Raw genomic sequence first — 16,903 nt, forward strand, 5'->3', positions numbered from 1 at the left:
TTTCAGAAAGAATAAAAATGCCGATTAGATCAATCGGCGCGAATGATACACGGAAGTGGTTGCAGCGTCTTGATCTGCTTTGAGGTAGAGGGACACCAGACATCTGCCAATCAGGAAGAGATCAGCTTTGGGCAATACCTTATTCTTTTTACAGCTGGCTAGAAGCTTTGCACGGGGTTAGGGCAAGTCAGTAAGGGGCAGTCCGCTCCACCGTTAGGTCGATCAGTTCTCTGCAAGATATCTTGCACGCTATGTTGGATATTCTGATCACTCGGTGACAAGGTAATCGCGCATTGAATAGCGGAAACTGCACTGCGGTAGCACTGGCGGGCAAGCTGAATGTAGGCAATATTGTTCCAAAGATCCCCCGAGGTTCCCAATGAGGGGCTTTGCTGTAAAACTTTTGAGGCTGCATTAAACAACCCAGACTGGAAGTATGTATTAGACAGCGCCATCCGTATCGCTTCATGCTCAGGCCAAGTGTTCACACCAACTTCTAAGGCTTTCTGTGCCGATAGGTTTAAGCCGACGTTGACAAGATCAAGGCTAGATTGCAAATACACTTTAGGATCGGGTTTTGCGGGCAGTTCTCCGGGCGTTAAAAAGAGATAAGCCCAGTGATTAGCCCGCTGCCAAGTGTTGATAAACGTTTTGAAATCAAGACGATATTCTTTGATACGAGCAGATCTTAAGATCAATTCTTCTTGTGCAAGGTCATAACCTACAATAACTGCAAAATGCCATTGGGCGAAGGTTTCAAAGGCTAGGTTTTGGAAGACCAACACAGGGTGCCCCGCGTTAACCTGTTGCAATAAATGGCCTAAGTTTGGATCAAGCTTATAGGCTAACAACCCATAACTTCGGCCTGCGGCGACCATTTCAAGGGGTAAACTGGCCTCTTGCTCTGGCAGATACACTTTATCGACCAAAACCTCTGGGGTGACGTTTACCCCTTGGCTAGTCAATACCGTTGCTAAGGCCGCAGGGCCGCATTGGTAATCTTCTTGTGGAAAAAAGGCAACCTGATTGAGATTCACGCTAACACGCAAACCTTCTACATCAAGCACTGGCTCATGCTTGGAGGGCGCTATCATCGTGCAACCCACTACCGTAATCATCAATGATAAGCTCAGTAGATAACGCAGCAGTGCTCTAAAATAACGCGCCATAGCCTATAATGCCTTTTAACCCTTTGGTGTTGAGATTACCGATTAATGTTTTTCACAAATGGGAATACATCTGTGGCACCCAGCATGTCAGTGATCACTAACACAACGAATACCATGAAAGCCAAACCTAACACATCTTGTCCTGCGGGCTGATCAGCCAGATGTTGGTTCAGTTGATTGATTTCAGCATCAGACATTGCCGCGACACGAGATTTAGCCAATTCAGCATCAACACCTAATGCAGACAGTTGATTTTGAACATCAGCACGATCAAATAACGCGACTGCGTGTTGACGATCCAGTTGCTGCACGATTTGTTGATTAGTAATCATGCCTGCTTGCGCTTGTCCGACTGTGGCAGATAGTAGCAGCACTGATAGAAAAGCCGCGAAAAGACGTTTGATTTGAAGAGAATATTTCATTTTTTATTCCTTTAGAAAATTATGAGCCAGAGTGTCACCATCACGCTATCAACACACAATATAAACCAACCTTACACCTCTCGCTATGGCATTGATTTCTGTGGTGGTTCGATTTGTCATCTCTTATCAACCTATTTGAGAGGTTTTTCTACTGACGATGTTATAGGATAACGTCCATTTATTTTACACCCGCCAAATGAGTTGATAGAAACCTATGACGACACTAACGATTCAAACACCTGACGACTGGCACCTACATCTGCGTGATGGCGACATGCTACCAGAGACCGTAGCCGCAACTGCCCGCTGCTTTAAACGTGCCATTGTAATGCCAAACTTAGTACCACCTGTCACCAACGCTGAAATGGCACTGGCTTATCGTCAGCGTATTCTAGACGCCCGTCCAGCAGGCAACACTTTTGAACCGCTGGTAACACTGTTTTTAACCAACAGCACCTCAGCACAAGACATTATCGACGCCAAAGCCGCAGGCATTGTGGCCGCTAAGATGTACCCCGCTGGAGCGACCACTAATTCTGATGCCGCTGTCAAACAACTGGAAACCATGTACCCCATTCTTGAGGTGATGCAAGAGCAAGGCATGTTACTGCTGGTACACGGTGAAGTGACCGATCACCACATTGATATTTTTGATCGTGAAAAAGAATTTATCGACCAAAAAATGGTGCATATCGTTAAACAATTCCCTGAGTTGAAAGTAGTATTTGAGCACATCACCACCGCTGATGCCGCTCAGTTTGTTCAAGCCGCAGGCAACAATATCGCCGCCACCATTACCCCACAACACCTGTTGCTGAACCGTAATGACCTGTTAGTAGGCGGTGTGCGTCCGCATAACTTTTGCTTACCCGTGCTGAAACGCAACACCCACCAACAAGCCCTGCGTGAAGTGGTTAAAACAGGCTCACCTAAGTTCTTCCTGGGTACAGACTCTGCCCCACACGCCAAAGAAGCCAAAGAAAACGCTTGCGGTTGTGCGGGTTGTTACAGCGCATGGAGCGCCATTGAGCTCTACGCCCACGTCTTTGAAGAAATAGGTGCACTGGACAAACTAGAGGGTTTTGCAAGCCACTACGGCGCAGACTTCTATGGTCTGCCACGCAATGAAGGCACCATAACGCTAGTGCGTGAAGATTGGACAATCCCTACTGAAATTGAACTGCCCAATGGCAAGCCCATCGTGCCATTCTTTGCGGGTCAACAAGTGCATTGGAAACTACAGCGCTAAACTGGTAGCAGCCTCTTGCAACAAAGGGTACGCGCTTTGCCGTACCCTTTAGTCTCAACACTTAAGCTACTTGAGGCGTTTGTTATGCGACCTGTGCGTTTAAAATATAGAGATAGTCACACCTCGACTGAACGCCTTGATATGCTCTTTCTTTGATTCATCAAACCCATCTAAGAATTTGTCCAACTGCAAGTTAATTGCCATGATGTTCCTTATTGCCTACCGTTCGCGGATAACTTAACTAACTACTAAACTAAAAAGTTATACAGATGGTAAACCATGGCTATAAACGCTTTTTGAACAATAGCAGGACTTAATGCAATGTTTTCCCTGCTAACTTGTGGCGTATCTGCGAGCTATATTCTGGTTTATTCCACGCCAAAGTCACTCACTTGGTTCACTATTTGTTTCTAACTAGGCTCTCTTCTACCTGTTTTTTGCTGTACGGGCAACAGCCGCCTGAACTTGCCTGCTTTGCACTGTAGTAGTCTAACCAATCCCCTGATGCGACAATTGGCACTCCCGCCAGTGATTGGTTATACAGATAAACCCAGCACAGCCCAAAAGGGGTTTTCAGTGTTTCTCTGAGATAAAGGCTGTCATTAGGTCGCAAGGGTTCATAGTCTTCCAGTCTATCTAGCAACGCTAATGTTGCGTTTTCAATTCGATAAACCTCAAGTATCACGCCAGTTGAGGGGTGTCGAAGGGCAGCGGGGTACTCGCCTAAGTCATAAAGTGTCAAACCTTGGTGCAATATAGTGCCAATCAGTGTGCTACCGCCTAGCAGATAATGGTTGATCAGCCCTGCGCGTAAGGAGCCATAGACCGCAACGTAGTGTGACATCTTCAATCCCTCTTCTGGGCTAGATAAAAACCTATGCCATTGTTATAAGGCTGATATTATAGTGCTCAATACCTTGATCGCCACAAACCTCAAGAGCCTGTTATGTTCAAAATGCTAACCCTTACGTTTTTCTCGCTATTGGCACTTGCTGCCAACTCGGTGCTGTGTCGGCTGGCGCTTGGGGATGGTAGTATTGATCCGGTCAGTTTTACCTTGATTCGTTTGTTTTCTGGCATTTTGATGCTGTCTTTGGCTTTGCTTTTTTTACGTCGCTCTCAACCTAAACCCCTTTCTGTGTCTCGTTCTCTTGCTTTGCGCTATGGGGCGGCATTTATGTTGTTTCTTTATGCGATAGCCTTTTCCATTGCTTATATTAATTTGGATACTGGTATAGGTGCTCTGGTGCTATTCGGCTCTGTACAACTTACGATGATTATCAATGGGGTGATTAAAGGACAGCATTTGCATAAGGTTGAGTGGCTGGGTTTGCTGCTGGCCTTTTCAGGCTTGATCTATTTGGTGTTGCCAAAACTCAGTACCCCATCATTGTCTGGGTTTATATTAATGGCGCTAGCGGGTATTGCTTGGGGGTTTTATACCTTAATGGGGCGCGGTTCTACTACACCGATGACGGATACGGCAAGCAATTTCATTTACACATGGCCTTGGCTGCTGTTATTAGTTTTGTGGCTAATTTTTAATGGTGCAGAACTACAATCTAAAGGTGTGCTTTTAGCACTGGCCTCAGGGGGCATCACTTCAGGATTGGGTTACATTGTTTGGTATGCCGCGCTGAAGTACTACAGTGCTACTCAAGCGGCGGTATTACAGCTTTTGGTTCCCGTTTTAGCTGCTTTTGGCGGTGTGATATTTATAGCGGAAACGATCTCTTTAAATTTGATAATGGCCTCTATTATGGTGCTGGGTGGTATCTTTCTAGTGATTGCAGGGCGCTGGTATTTTACCCGTGCAGTAGAAAAGAGTGTTTAAGTCCTATAATTCTTTGATCTTTCCTAGATTTTCTTTAATTATCGGTTATTCTTAGCGCCCTTTTTCCGCAGAGCAGCACTCTGCGTTATCACTGTTTGTATTGAGATTGCTTTTTGTTATGCGCCACACCACAGCTCTACCTTTAAGATATCCTAAGTCTAAGTTTGCCATGCGCACGGTTTACAGTTTTACCGCGGCTTCGGTTTTAACCTCTATTTTCTTCTCTTTGTTGCTCTTTTTGTCGATTGACGATGATCTGTTAATGAAGGTGATGTTTGGCAGCCTTGCCATTATTTTTGAGTTGGGTAAGTTCTTCGCTTGGTATGAAGTGGGTGAGCGGTTATCTCGTCGCAATTACATCGCAACTTTTTCCGCGCTGGTGTTCTATGGCATTTTGGCCGCTATTTCGATTGCAGGCTCTGTGGGCGGGATCAATAGTGCAACTAACAAAGCGCAAAACCATGTCAATGTGCAGCAAAGTCAGGTGAATGCGTTTAATCATCAAATTGCGGCATTGGATCAGCAGATTGCCTTGAACAATGAAGCGGCAAAAAAATATATTGAGATGGATCGTATAGCAATAGGGCTAGCTCGTATCCAAAAAGAGAATGCCAAACTGCGTGAACAGCAACAAGCCTTGGCTATGCAGCGTGATAGTTTACCAGTGGTTAGCCAAGGCTCTGTCTTGGGGCTGATTGATGGTTTAGCCAAAACGCTTCAGATTGAAACCCAAACCGCCCAGTTGGGGCTGGTGATCTTTCTCTCAATCTTGCTGGATTTCTTTGCGGCTTTTTTCATCAGTCTGATTGGTGAGGAGCTGCGCTTTCGTCAGCGGTTTTATGATCGCCGCCCCCTGACCATTGAGCCTGACGACTCGTCAGTACCAATCCAGCTGTTAACGCATCAAAATGATGTATCAGATGAAGTGGCTGAAGCACCTCAGAGCTCTGAACCAGAGGCGGAAAAAACTTTATACCAAAAGGTGGTAGAAGCATTAGAGAGCAAGCAGGTCAGTTGTAGTAAAAAAGCGATCATCTCGCTTTTTAAGATTGACCCTGAAGAAGCCGAAGCCCTTTTTAAGCAGCTATTAGCAGAAGGGCTGGTGGTTCAAAAAGCGAATAATCACTATCGCTGGAAAGATTAAGCTTTAAAAGCTTCTAGCTTAAGTTGGAATATTTTATATCCCTTTTTTTTGTTATAACTAACGCCTTCAACATATTGGCTTTATCACGGATGTTTTGTATGCAGAAAATAAGAAAAGTTACATTGGCACTCTGTTGTGCGGCTTTGTGCCAAACCGCAAATGCGGCAGATTACTTTCAGATTGGCTTGGGTGGGGCTTCTGTCGGCTTTGTGGGTTCCTCTTCTTTATCCTCTACAAGCACACATTACGATACAAATAAGGCGGCTCTAAAAATTGGTGGCGCTTCAACCACGCAAAATATGTACATAACGGGTGGTTTGACGGTCATTGGCTTTGAGGGGCAAGATAAAATCTACACCTTAGATCTGGCAACGCATTTCTTTGCAGCACCTAGCTTCTATGTCGGTGGTGTAATCGGCTATCAAGAGTATAAATACGACAACGCCTCTATGATGAGTAGTATTGGCGCGACTAGCTCAAAGTTTGATTTTAATGGCTTAACAGCAGGTATAAGCGTTGGTGGATTGTTGTTCTATGATAATGTTGATGTCAATTTAACCTATCGCTTTGTTAATGGTCGTAGTGCCAGCATTACAAGTGCAACAGGGTCTGCAGATATTGAAATTGAAAGAATTGTACAGCTGAGTATTTCTAGAAATATTATGCTGTAGTCGCACAGATAAAGGCTGCGTTTGCAGCCTCTATGCAAAGCCAGTTTAACCAAATACCTTTGAGATCAACTGTAAATTCTTGGTACTCGGTTGGTAATACCTGTATACAAACTATAAGAGATAGTGTCTGCACAAGCGGCTACTTCATTAATATCAACCTGCGCACCCCATAGTTCAACGGGGTCGCCGACTTTAGCATCGGGTTGGTTTGTTAGATCAACCGTCATCATATCCATCGATACTTTGCCAATCACACGGGTCATTTGGCCATTCACCGCCACGGGAGTACCATCTTTGGCGTGTCGTGGATAGCCATCGGCATAGCCCATTGCAACCACGCCGACTCGGGTTGGCTCGGTTGTGACAAAACGGCGGCCATAGCCGATAGGCTCACCTGCGGGCAGTTCTCGTACCGCAATCAGCGCAGAGCTAAGCGTCATCACGGTTTTTAATTGATCGGCGGCGTCCGTTTTCTGATCTAGTGGTGATGCGCCATAAAGCATAATGCCCGGGCGAACCCAGTCGCCATGAGTTTGCGGCCAGTGTAAAGTCGCGGCAGAATTTGCCATGCACACTGGTAAGCCAAACTGATCACAGGCTGCGTGGAAATTGGCAATCTGGGTTTCGGTGTAATCAGATTCTAATTCATCGGCACAGGCAAAGTGTGTCATCGCCACTAAAGAGGCGACCTGTGGTAAAGACTGTAATTGAGCAATTGCAGAAGCAAACCCTTCAGCGTTAAACCCTAAACGGTGCATGCCAGAGTCAAATTTGACCCAAACCTGAATAGGCGTTTTGATTGAGCTGGCGGCAATGGCGTCAATTTGCCATTGGCTGTGAACCGCCGTAATAAAACGATGCTGCTCAATCAGTTCCAATTCATCCGCAGTGAAAAAACCTTCTAATAATGCAATCGGTTGTTCTATGCCTGCTGCACGTAGTTCTAATGCTTCTTCAATACAGGCTACACCAAATGCGTCTGCCACATCGGCAAGGTAGCGCGCAACAACTACAGCGCCATGCCCATAAGCATTGGCTTTGATAATCGCAACCGCTTTGTTTCCTGATGATAGGGATTTTGCCAGTAGGTAGTTGTGTTTCAGTGCAGCCAGATCAATAACCGCTTTAGCAGCCCGCGCCATATTGCAGGTCTCCAGAAATTTGTTTTTAAACAGCGGCTTACCATAACGTAAGCCGCAGTATTTATCATGTATTACAGCTTAAATTAACAGATGTAATTACAGGGCTAAAATGCCTTCAACTTCAACATCAACATTCTTAGGCAGTGCTTTAACGCCAATCGCTGCGCGAGCTGGGTAAGGCGCAGTGAAGTAGCGTTCCATCACTTCGTTAACTTTTGCGAAGTTACCTAAGTCTGGCATGTAAATGTTCAGCTTAACGATGTTCTCTAAAGAACCACCTGCGGCTTCTGCAACGGCTTTCAGGTTTTCAAAAACCTGCACAGTTTGTGCTTCAAAAGACTCAGTGACCACTTCCATTGTTTTAGGATCTAACGGGATCTGGCCTGACATAAATACCAAGTTGCCCACTTGTACAGCCTGAGAGTATGGGCCAATGGCCGCTGGTGCGTTGTCTGAATGAATGATTTTTTTCTCGATCATGATGCATCTCTCTTCGTGTGTGAAAAATTAAAAAAAGCAGGCGAACCATCGCTGGCTGCCTGCAAAGCACGTGGATAGAACAACAAACGCGCGATTAAAACAGGGGGTAGTCGATCAGGCTTGAGAAGATCAGTTGTAGCGGCTGATATCTAGGCCTTTAGGGTCGATTTCAGGTTTGTTGCCTGAAATCAGATCTGCCAGTAAACGGGCAGAGCCACAAGACATTGTCCAACCTAAAGTGCCGTGTCCGGTATTCAGTGATAAATTGTCAAACTTTGTTTTGCCAATCAGTGGGGTGCCATCTGGTGTCATTGGGCGTAGGCCTGTCCAGAACTCAGCTTTGGCCACATCGCCGCCTTCTGGGAATACATCCGAAACCACCATCGCAATGGTCGCACGACGTTTTGCGGGCAAATCTAAGTTGTAACCCGACAGTTCAGCGGTGCCTGCAACACGAATGCGGTCATCAAAACGTGTAATAGCCACTTTGTAAGTCTCATCCATTACTGTTGAAACAGGTGCGGCATCATAGTTCGTGATAGGCACGGTTAATGAATAACCTTTTACAGGGTAGATTGGCGCATCAATACCCACTTGCTTTAATAACTGGCGAGAGAAGCTGCCCATTGCGACAACATAATGATCAGCAGTCAGTGTGCCTTGTCTCGTTTTGACACCTGTGATCTTGCCAGCGTTGTCGGTTAAACCTTCAATTTCGGTTTCAAATAGGAACTTAACGCCCATCTCTTCACAGATTTTGGCCAGTTTATTGGTGAAGGTATAGCAGTCACCAGTTTGGTCATCGGCAAGACGAAGGCCGCCGACAAACTTGTCTTTAACGCGTGCCAGAGCAGGTTCCGCAGCGATACAGCCTGCCATATCCAACTCTTCATATTTCATGCCGAACTGTTTAAGCACTTCAATATCTTTGCCGACGGCATCCACTTGCTTCTGAGAGCGGAACATCTGCAATGTGCCTTGTTGGCGATCTTCGTAACTGATCCCTGTTTCGGCACGAAGCGCATCAATACTGATGCGGGAGTATTCAGATACACGCACCATACGAGCCTTGTTCACGGCATAGCGTGCTTCGGTGCAGTTGGCTAGCATCTTGGTCATCCAAGTCCACTGATGCGGGTCTGCTGTTAACGCAAGCTTAAGTGGTGCATGGGTTTGTGTAAGCCACTTCATCGCTTTTAGAGGAATGCCTGGTGCAGCCCATGGAGATGAATAGCCAAAAGACACTTGGCCAGCATTGGCATGGCTAGTTTCCATCGCAGGGGACGCTTGACGGTCAATTACAGTGACTTGATGTCCTTGCTTGGCCAAGTAGTACGCAGAGGTCACACCGACAACACCGCTACCTAGTATTAAAATATTCATAAGTGCAATCTGCCCCGTTGATAGATTTGAATAGTTAAATCATCTGTTAGCTGACGCTGTGTCAGCGAATGCGCTTATGATATTGCTTTAAATGCGATAAATGTAACTTTTGTTAGGTGCTTAAAAAGTTTAATTTTCTTTATTTATTTGAAAGACCAGTTGAAACATGCTGTCAAAATATTTTTAATTAGGCCATTCTCCCTTTTCTTTGTATTTTTCTAATGATTTTAAGTAGTTACTTAGTCAGCCGTCAGACAAAGATCTCGATATTTATCAGATTATTAGTGGAATACACTTTTTAAAGAGATAGATTTGGTTTTTTATTCGAGAGCAGAATTTAAACTAAAGTTTTAGTCGGAGTGGGCAGATAAAGCCGTTGTGCACGAGTGTTTTCTGATTAGGCTTAATGGCGCGATGTGCCGAAAAAGAAGGTGGAAAATAAACAAAAACACGCAGACGCGGTTGAAATATATGGTCATATGCGTCCGTTTGAGTTTAAAGTGCTCGGCTGATCACCAGGGAGTTGAAGTCATTGGAACGCAAAATGGTTGAGAGTCGGCATCAGCGGTTGCGCTTAAAGCAGCAGGGGCAAGCTAAAACATGCATCACCCTCTATTGGATTGTATTCTGTTGCTTGGTGCTGTTAATGCCCAAAGCAGCGGTTGCAGCGCCAGCTGTCCATGACTTTGAACAGGAACCTTTGATCCCTCAGTTTGAATTCTTTGTGGATAAAGAACACCGCCACACCCTTGAGACGATCCGCCAACTGCCAGATAACGCTTTTAAAAAAGCCCCAGTGACAGGCTATGCAGGGGGCTATAACCGTGCAGTTCACTGGTTAAGATTTACGATACCAGCGGCGACACAACCCGGTCAGCCTCTTTGGTTGCGTATTCATCCTGCTTATACAGATTTTCTCACGTTGTACCGTCCCGACACATCATCTGATGACACCTTTGTCAGCGTTCCCTCTGGTGAAATGGTCGAAAACTGGGAGAAAAAAACAGACCGTGCCTTTGTTTTCCAACTCCATGCCCAAAACCAAGCACAACGGTTCTATTTGCGTCTGTCCTCCAGTAATAACCATTCGGTGATCGCTAGAGTTTACAGTCAGTCGGGGTACATCGGCAGAGTATGGGTTGATTACACACTATCAGGGCTGTATATCGGGCTGCTGATCGCACTTTTCATTCTGAATATCCGCCACCATAAAGTACACAAAAACAAGTTGAACACCCCCTATCTGGCGTTAGTGGCGGCCTCTTTGTTCACCTTTATCAGTGGGGATAACTGGATTATGCTTTTGCTGCCCGATAGCAGTAAAGCTTGGGCAAGCTACTTACCTCAAGTGGGCACGTTGATCTACACACTGACTTTATCCTTTTTCTACCACCGCTTGTTTGAGTTCCAACGACAGCGCAACCCCATCGGCTACTATCTGTCGATAGGGTTTATGGGTCTCACTGCAATAGGCTTTTTGGCGCTGTTACTCGATCTGTATATCGAGTATATGCCCCTGCTGATGAAGTTGTCGGCACTCTATCTGCTCTGGACAACAGGGGTTGCTTTCAGTTGGTGGTATCACAAGCGTCGTCATGCCGGGTTGATCCTGATTGCGGCTTTATTGATCTTTTTCGGCACCTTCGGCACAGCGCTCTTTTATGGCGGTTGGGTGGCCAGTGGTATTTTAGTGTTTTACTCCTACACCATTGGCACCTTGTCCGGTACTTTAGTCTTTCATGGACTGATCAGTCGCCAATTACGTCAACTGGAGCAGCAGTATGTGACAGCCCTGCTTGAAAAAGAACATACCGAGCAACTTCTGGCTCGAGAGCAAAGCGACAAAGAACAAAAAGCCCAATTTATCAGTATGCTTTCCCATGAGCTGAAAACCCCCTTGTCGGTTATCAGTATGGGCAGTGCCCAATCCAATCTTTCAGAGAAGGCACGCCATTATGTGCAGCAGGCAATTAACGACATGAGCCGTGTGATCGACCGCTGTGCAGTGCTGGAGCAGGTCGATCATCAGGTAGAAACCCGACAGGAAACCGTGGAGCTGATCGCATTGTTGGATACGTTGATTCAACAAAGCCCGTCACCGACACGCATACAGCGCCTATTTAGCAAAACGAGCTGCCAAGTGCAGAGCGACAGCGATTGGTTACGGGTGATTCTGTCTAACCTGTTAGACAATGCCCTAAAATACAGTCCACCCGAGACCACCATCCGTATTGGCCTGAGTTGCCACAATCAACAGATCTGCGTGGTATTTCACAATTGGACCGCCGATCCTTTGCCGGATGGCGAGAAAATCTTCACCAAATATTACCGTGCCAAAAGCGCCCATAAAAAAACGGGCTCTGGTTTAGGCTTGTATATTGTGAAACGTCTGGCGGATCAGTTAGGGGGCAGCATCCGTTATCAAAGTGCCCCCGCCAACACCCCTTTGCTGTTTGAGAGCGACCAGATAACACAAGCATCTGGTGTAAAGGAAAAGGAGATGCTACAACACAACAAGATGAACCAAGTGGAGATGTCGTTATGCCTGCCCGATCTGAGCTGAAATTATTGCTGGTTGAAGATCATTTCGCCCTACGGGAAATGTTGGTGGAATATCTGGTGTCTTTGGATTATCAAGTTGCAGCCTATGAATCTGCTGAAGATGCCTTGGCATCAGCAGATACTGACAGCAGCATTGCACTGCTAGATGTTAATCTACCCGGTGAAGATGGTATGTTCTTAGCGCAGCAGCTACGTCAAAAGACACCGAATATCGGCATTATCTTAATGACTGTACGCAACCAACTGAACGATAAGCTGGAAGGCTATAACGTGGGCGCTGATTTTTACCTGCCAAAACCCGTGGCTCCACAAGAGTTGGATGCTGCCATTCAGGCGCTTTGTCGACGCTTGCCAAATCAGCAGTCCGCTGATTTGGTACTGAATCACGTTAGCCAATTGCTGACCGCTAGCAATAACCAACAGGTGGTGTTATCTGCCGAAGAGTGCCGATTGTTGACCGTACTGGCTCAGGCACCTAAAAACCAGCTGGAGTATTGGCAGCTGGCAGATTATCTGGCGCTGGATCTGGACAGTGACACCCTGAAAACCACATTGGAAAAACGCGTCTCCCGCCTACGCCGTAAGCTTACCCAACTTGATCTTCCCCCCACCGCTGTCAAAGCCCTACGGGGTTTTGGCTATCAACTGACCTGCTCGGTGCAGATCCATTAAAAGGCCAAGATTCTGTAGGTTAGCCTGTTACAAAAGGGTCAGCTTAGGTCAGGTTCAGAAAAAACAACAGAGTAAGATCACTGCCAAATAACACTGGCAGCCATAAGCTTATCCATAACACCAAAAGCGATGAGTGCCAGTTTGATTAATCTTGAGCGGAGGCACTCTACTGATGACGACCATCAACAATGCACCTGTACTGGATACCACCAAATCTCCGGCTTTGACCGATGTCATCCAAAACGCATCAGCCCCACAGGCTAACTCAACCGCGGGTTCCACACTGGTCAGTGATCTGATTGGTACAGCGAATAATAACGGCATCGGTAACTACAGTGATATCGAAGACGATAGCCCCGGTATTGCCATTACCGGCGTCAGCGACAAAGGAAAGCTGTATTACACGACCAACGGCGGCGAAACTTGGTCAGCACTCACCGGCAGAGTATCCGCAACCTCTGCACTGGTGTTACAGGCGAATGCCGATACCCGAGTTTACTTCCTGCCTAATCAACAAACCGATGCAGGTACGATCAACGATGCCCTAACCTTTAAAGCTTGGGATGGTACGGGTGGCTATACCAATGGAAAAACACGCATAACAACAGGCACTGTTTGGAGTATTGATGGCAGTCTTGACACCTCTGGAGCTGCTTATGGTGTCAGTGTGATCGGCAACTATGCCTATGTAGCCGATGGTGTTTTGGGCTTACAGGTTATTGATATCAGCGTGCCCAATCATCCAACCTTAGTCGGTAATTCTGACACTAATGGAGGTTATGGTGTCAGTGTGGTCGGCAACTATGCTTATGTAGCCAGTGGTTATTTAGGTGTACAGATTATCGATATCAGTGATCCCGCCCAGCCAACTTTAACCAGCATGGTTGATACTTCAGGATCTGCTAAGGGTGTCAGTGTGGTCGGCAACTATGCTTATGTAGCCGATGGTTCGTATGGTTTACAGATTATCGATATTAGTGATCCCGCTAATCCAACCTTAACCGGAACGGTTGATACTTCCGGTACAGCTGTTGGTGTGAGTGTGGTCGGCAACTATGCTTATGTAGCCGATCGTTCGTATGGTTTACAGATTATCGATATCAGTGATCCCGCTAATCCAACCTTAACCGGAACGGTTGATACTTCTAAACCTGCTCTTGGTGTCAGTGTAGTCGGCAACTATGCTTATGTGGCCAATGCTGAAGCAGGTTTACAGATTATCGATATCAGTGATCCCGCTAATCCAACCTTAGTCGGTAATTATGAAACTTATGGATATGCTCATGATGTCAGTGTAGTCGGCAACTATGCTTATGTGGCCACTGGTAGTCCAGGTGTAAAGATTATCGATATCAGTGATCCCACCAAGCCAACCTTAGCCGGTACTGTTGACACCACTGGAGAGGCTCACGGCGTGAGCGTGGTCGGTGACACTATCTATATCGCTGATAGTGATGCAGGCTTGCAGGTGATTAAAGCCACTGTACCAAACGCTTTCTCCACCGCCAGCGATACGGTTAGTTTGGTGGTGAATGAGTTGAATACAGCCCCTACTTTAACCGCCACGGGCACCAACCCCACCTTTACTGAGCTTCTGGATTTAGAGCAGGACACACTGCAAAACACCCCATTGACCTATCTGTTTACGGAAAGCGATTTCGATACGATTGATGCCAATCAAGAAATCACCCAAGTCACAATTACCGTTACGAATGTAGTCGATTATATCGATGGTAATCCGGAAGAATTATTGTTTATTGGCTCCAGTGCTATTGAGCCTAGTTTTATACCTATTTTCTTAGAAGACGGCTTTAACAGTCAGAATGTTAATTGGGAAGACACTCCCGATTTACCCTACTCTGTAACGATTGATGAGAATAATATCGCTACGGTTGTTATTGACTTTAGCGATAGTGCCGAACACTGGGAACAGTATTTAAATAAATTGGCTTATATCAATACAAGCCAAGACCCAACTGCTGGTGATCGGGTCGTGACCATCACCAGTTTAAAAGATGACGGTGGTACAGATAACAACGGCCAAGACACCACCACGGGTTTAAGTGTGTCCTCCACGGTAACGGTAGTATCTGTTAACGACGCCCCCGTACTGGATGCCACTCAATCTCCGGCTTTGGCCGACGTTATTCAAAAGGCAGGCGCACCTGAGGCTAACTCAATCGCTGGTTCCACAGTGGTCAGTGATCTGATTGGTACAGCGAATAATAACGGCATTGGCAACTACAGTGATGTCGAAGGCGATAGCCCCGGTATTGCTATTACCGGCGTCAGCGACAAAGGTACGCTGTATTACACCACCGACGGCGGCGCGAACTGGACAGCACTCACCGGCACAGTATCCGCAACCTCTGCACTGGTGTTACAGGCGAATGCCGATACCCGTGTTTACTTCCAGCCTAATCAACAGACCGATGCAGGCACGATCAACGATGCCCTCACCTTTAAAGCTTGGGATGGTACGGGTGAATTTAGCAACGGCCAGACAGAAGTGGTGACTGATATTGTCATCATAGAGAGCTACGGAGTTGCTACTCAGGGAGTGGCTAGAAGTGTAAGTGTGGTCGGCAACTACGCCTATGTGGCCGATGGTGGTTCGGGCTTACAGGTTATTGATATCAGTGTGCCCAATCATCCAACCTTAGTCGGTAATTATGACACTACTGGATATGCTTATGATGTCAGTGTGGTCGGCAACTATGCTTATATAGCCGATGGTGGGGGGGGTGGTTTGCATATTATCGATATCAGTAATCCCGCCCAGCCAACTTTAACCAGAATGTTTGATACTTCTGGATTTGCTCTTGGTGTCAGTGTGGTCGGTAACTATGCTTATGTGGCCGATGATAGTGATGGCTTACGGATTATTGATATCAGTGACCCCAATAACCTAGCCTTGACCGGAACGTTTGATACTTCCGGTGCAGCTGCTGGTGTGAGTGTGGTCGGTAACTATGCTTATGTGGCCGATGCTACCTCAGGTTTACAGATTATCGATATCAGTAATCCCAACAATCCAACCTTAGCCGGTACTATTGACACAACTGGAAATGCTCGTGGCGTCAGTGTGGTCGGTGACTATGCTTATGTGGCCGATCAAGGTTCGGGTTTACAGATTGTCGATATCAGTGATCCCACCAATCCAACCTTAGCCGGTACTGTTGATACCCCTGGATTTGCTTATGGTGTCAGCGTGGTCGGTGGCTATGCTTATGTGGCAGATGGTAGTTCGGGTTTACAGATTATCGATATCAGTGATCCCACCAAGCCAACCTTAGCCGGTACTGTTGACACTACTGGAGAGGCTCGCAGCGTGAGCGTGGTCGGTGACACTATCTATATCGCTGATAATGATGCAGGCTTGAAGGTGATTAAAGCCACTGTACCAAACGCTTTCTCCACCGCCAGCGATACGGTTAGTTTGGTGGTGAATGAGTTGAATATAGCACCCACTTTAACCGCTGAGGCTGCCACGCCAACCTTTACTGAAAATGGACAAGCGGTCGATCTGTTTAGCGAAGTAGCAGCCAATACGGGCAATACCAACGATGCCTTTGCTGGGCTGACCTTAACGGTCACCAATGTTGCCGATGGCGCAGACGAAGTGCTCAATATTGACGGTAGCGCCATTAGCCTAACCGCAACCACAGCAGCGGGCACAACGACAACCAATGGCCTAACCTATGCTGTTAGCCTTGATAACGGAACGGCCAGGGTTACGCTGTCCGGTGGTGAATTAACCGCCGAACAATTGCAAACCCTGATCGACGGCATCACCTATCAAAACAACTCTGAAAAGCCGAGTACGGCCAATAATCGGGTTATTACACTGACGGAAGTGAAAGACAGCGGCGGCACTGATGGTAATGGTCAGAACAGCCAAGCTCTGAATATCGCGGCAACAGTGAATCTCATCTCGATCAACGACGCCCCCGTACTGGATGCCACCAAATCCCCGGCTCTGGCCGATGTCATCCAAAAGGCAGGCGCACCTGAGGCGAGCTCAATCGCTGGCTCCACGCTGGTCAGTGATCTGATTGGCACTGCGGACAATAACGGCATCGGTAACTACAGTGATGTCGAAGGCGATAGCCCCGGTATTGCTATTACCGGCGTCAGCGACAAAGGTACGCTGTATTACACCACCGACGGCGGCG

The 16,903-nt window shown here is 46.7% G+C and carries 13 protein-coding genes; 7 read left to right on the top strand and 6 right to left on the bottom strand.

Annotated elements, in window-relative coordinates:
- Nucleotides 1-158: 158 nt before the first annotated feature.
- Nucleotides 159-1,169 (bottom strand): PA2778 family cysteine peptidase, encoded by a 1,011-nt coding sequence (locus B5D26_RS14400; protein WP_078746418.1) that lies wholly within the window; start codon nucleotides 1,167-1,169, stop codon nucleotides 159-161.
- Nucleotides 1,170-1,204: 35 nt separating this feature from the next.
- Nucleotides 1,205-1,591: a DUF6627 family protein gene (locus tag B5D26_RS14405; RefSeq protein ID WP_159445678.1), complete on the bottom strand. Its 387-nt coding sequence runs from the start codon at nucleotides 1,589-1,591 to the stop codon at nucleotides 1,205-1,207.
- A gap of 214 nt (nucleotides 1,592-1,805) precedes the next feature.
- Between B5D26_RS14405 and pyrC the strand changes: the two genes are divergently transcribed.
- Nucleotides 1,806-2,840 (top strand): dihydroorotase, encoded by a 1,035-nt coding sequence (pyrC, locus tag B5D26_RS14410; protein WP_078746419.1) that lies wholly within the window; start codon nucleotides 1,806-1,808, stop codon nucleotides 2,838-2,840.
- Nucleotides 2,841-3,240: 400 nt separating this feature from the next.
- On the opposite strand, the gene B5D26_RS14415 is transcribed toward pyrC, so the two are convergent.
- The gene (locus tag B5D26_RS14415; protein ID WP_078746420.1) at nucleotides 3,241-3,684 is read right to left on the bottom strand and encodes a gamma-glutamylcyclotransferase family protein; all 444 of its coding nucleotides are present in this window, start codon (nucleotides 3,682-3,684) and stop codon (nucleotides 3,241-3,243) included.
- Nucleotides 3,685-3,786: 102 nt separating this feature from the next.
- Between B5D26_RS14415 and B5D26_RS14420 the strand changes: the two genes are divergently transcribed.
- The 3 genes from B5D26_RS14420 (at nucleotide 3,787) to B5D26_RS14430 (ending at nucleotide 6,489) form a co-directional block, all read left to right on the top strand.
- Nucleotides 3,787-4,674, top strand: coding sequence for a DMT family transporter (locus B5D26_RS14420; protein WP_078746421.1), 888 nt, complete (start codon nucleotides 3,787-3,789; stop codon nucleotides 4,672-4,674).
- A 118-nt stretch (nucleotides 4,675-4,792) separates the two neighbouring features.
- Entirely contained in the window at nucleotides 4,793-5,818 is a 1,026-nt protein-coding gene (locus B5D26_RS14425) for a Preprotein translocase subunit SecY (protein ID WP_078746422.1), read from the top strand.
- Between the two features lie 98 nt (nucleotides 5,819-5,916).
- Nucleotides 5,917-6,489 carry a hypothetical protein gene (locus B5D26_RS14430; RefSeq protein ID WP_078746423.1) on the top strand — a complete coding sequence of 191 codons (573 nt, stop codon included), beginning with the start codon at nucleotides 5,917-5,919 and terminating at the stop codon, nucleotides 6,487-6,489.
- Nucleotides 6,490-6,554: 65 nt separating this feature from the next.
- Here B5D26_RS14430 and alr read toward each other — a convergent pair whose 3' ends face one another.
- The 3 genes from alr to B5D26_RS14445 all read right to left on the bottom strand — a co-directional run bounded on the left by alr (nucleotide 6,555) and on the right by B5D26_RS14445 (nucleotide 9,494).
- Nucleotides 6,555-7,631, bottom strand: coding sequence for an alanine racemase (gene alr, locus B5D26_RS14435; RefSeq protein ID WP_078746424.1), 1,077 nt, complete (start codon nucleotides 7,629-7,631; stop codon nucleotides 6,555-6,557).
- 96 nt (nucleotides 7,632-7,727) lie between these two features.
- The gene (locus B5D26_RS14440; protein WP_249024959.1) at nucleotides 7,728-8,111 is read right to left on the bottom strand and encodes a RidA family protein; all 384 of its coding nucleotides are present in this window, start codon (nucleotides 8,109-8,111) and stop codon (nucleotides 7,728-7,730) included.
- Between the two features lie 129 nt (nucleotides 8,112-8,240).
- Entirely contained in the window at nucleotides 8,241-9,494 is a 1,254-nt protein-coding gene (locus B5D26_RS14445; RefSeq protein WP_078746425.1) for a D-amino acid dehydrogenase, read from the bottom strand.
- A 532-nt stretch (nucleotides 9,495-10,026) separates the two neighbouring features.
- Between B5D26_RS14445 and B5D26_RS14450 the strand changes: the two genes are divergently transcribed.
- The 3 genes from B5D26_RS14450 to B5D26_RS14460 all read left to right on the top strand — a co-directional run.
- Nucleotides 10,027-12,057: a sensor histidine kinase gene (locus B5D26_RS14450; protein ID WP_139776658.1), complete on the top strand. Its 2,031-nt coding sequence runs from the start codon at nucleotides 10,027-10,029 to the stop codon at nucleotides 12,055-12,057.
- Entirely contained in the window at nucleotides 12,036-12,728 is a 693-nt protein-coding gene (locus B5D26_RS14455; RefSeq protein ID WP_078746427.1) for a response regulator transcription factor, read from the top strand. The genes B5D26_RS14450 and B5D26_RS14455 overlap by 22 nt, the downstream gene beginning before the upstream one ends.
- Before the next feature lie 172 nt (nucleotides 12,729-12,900).
- Nucleotides 12,901-16,903, top strand: a 4,003-nt coding sequence (locus tag B5D26_RS14460) for an LVIVD repeat-containing protein (RefSeq protein WP_200810698.1), incomplete at its 3' end; no start/stop codon positions are given.

This window comes from Oceanospirillum multiglobuliferum (assembly GCF_900167095.1).
Taxonomy (GTDB): Bacteria; Pseudomonadota; Gammaproteobacteria; order Pseudomonadales; family Halomonadaceae; genus Oceanospirillum; species Oceanospirillum multiglobuliferum.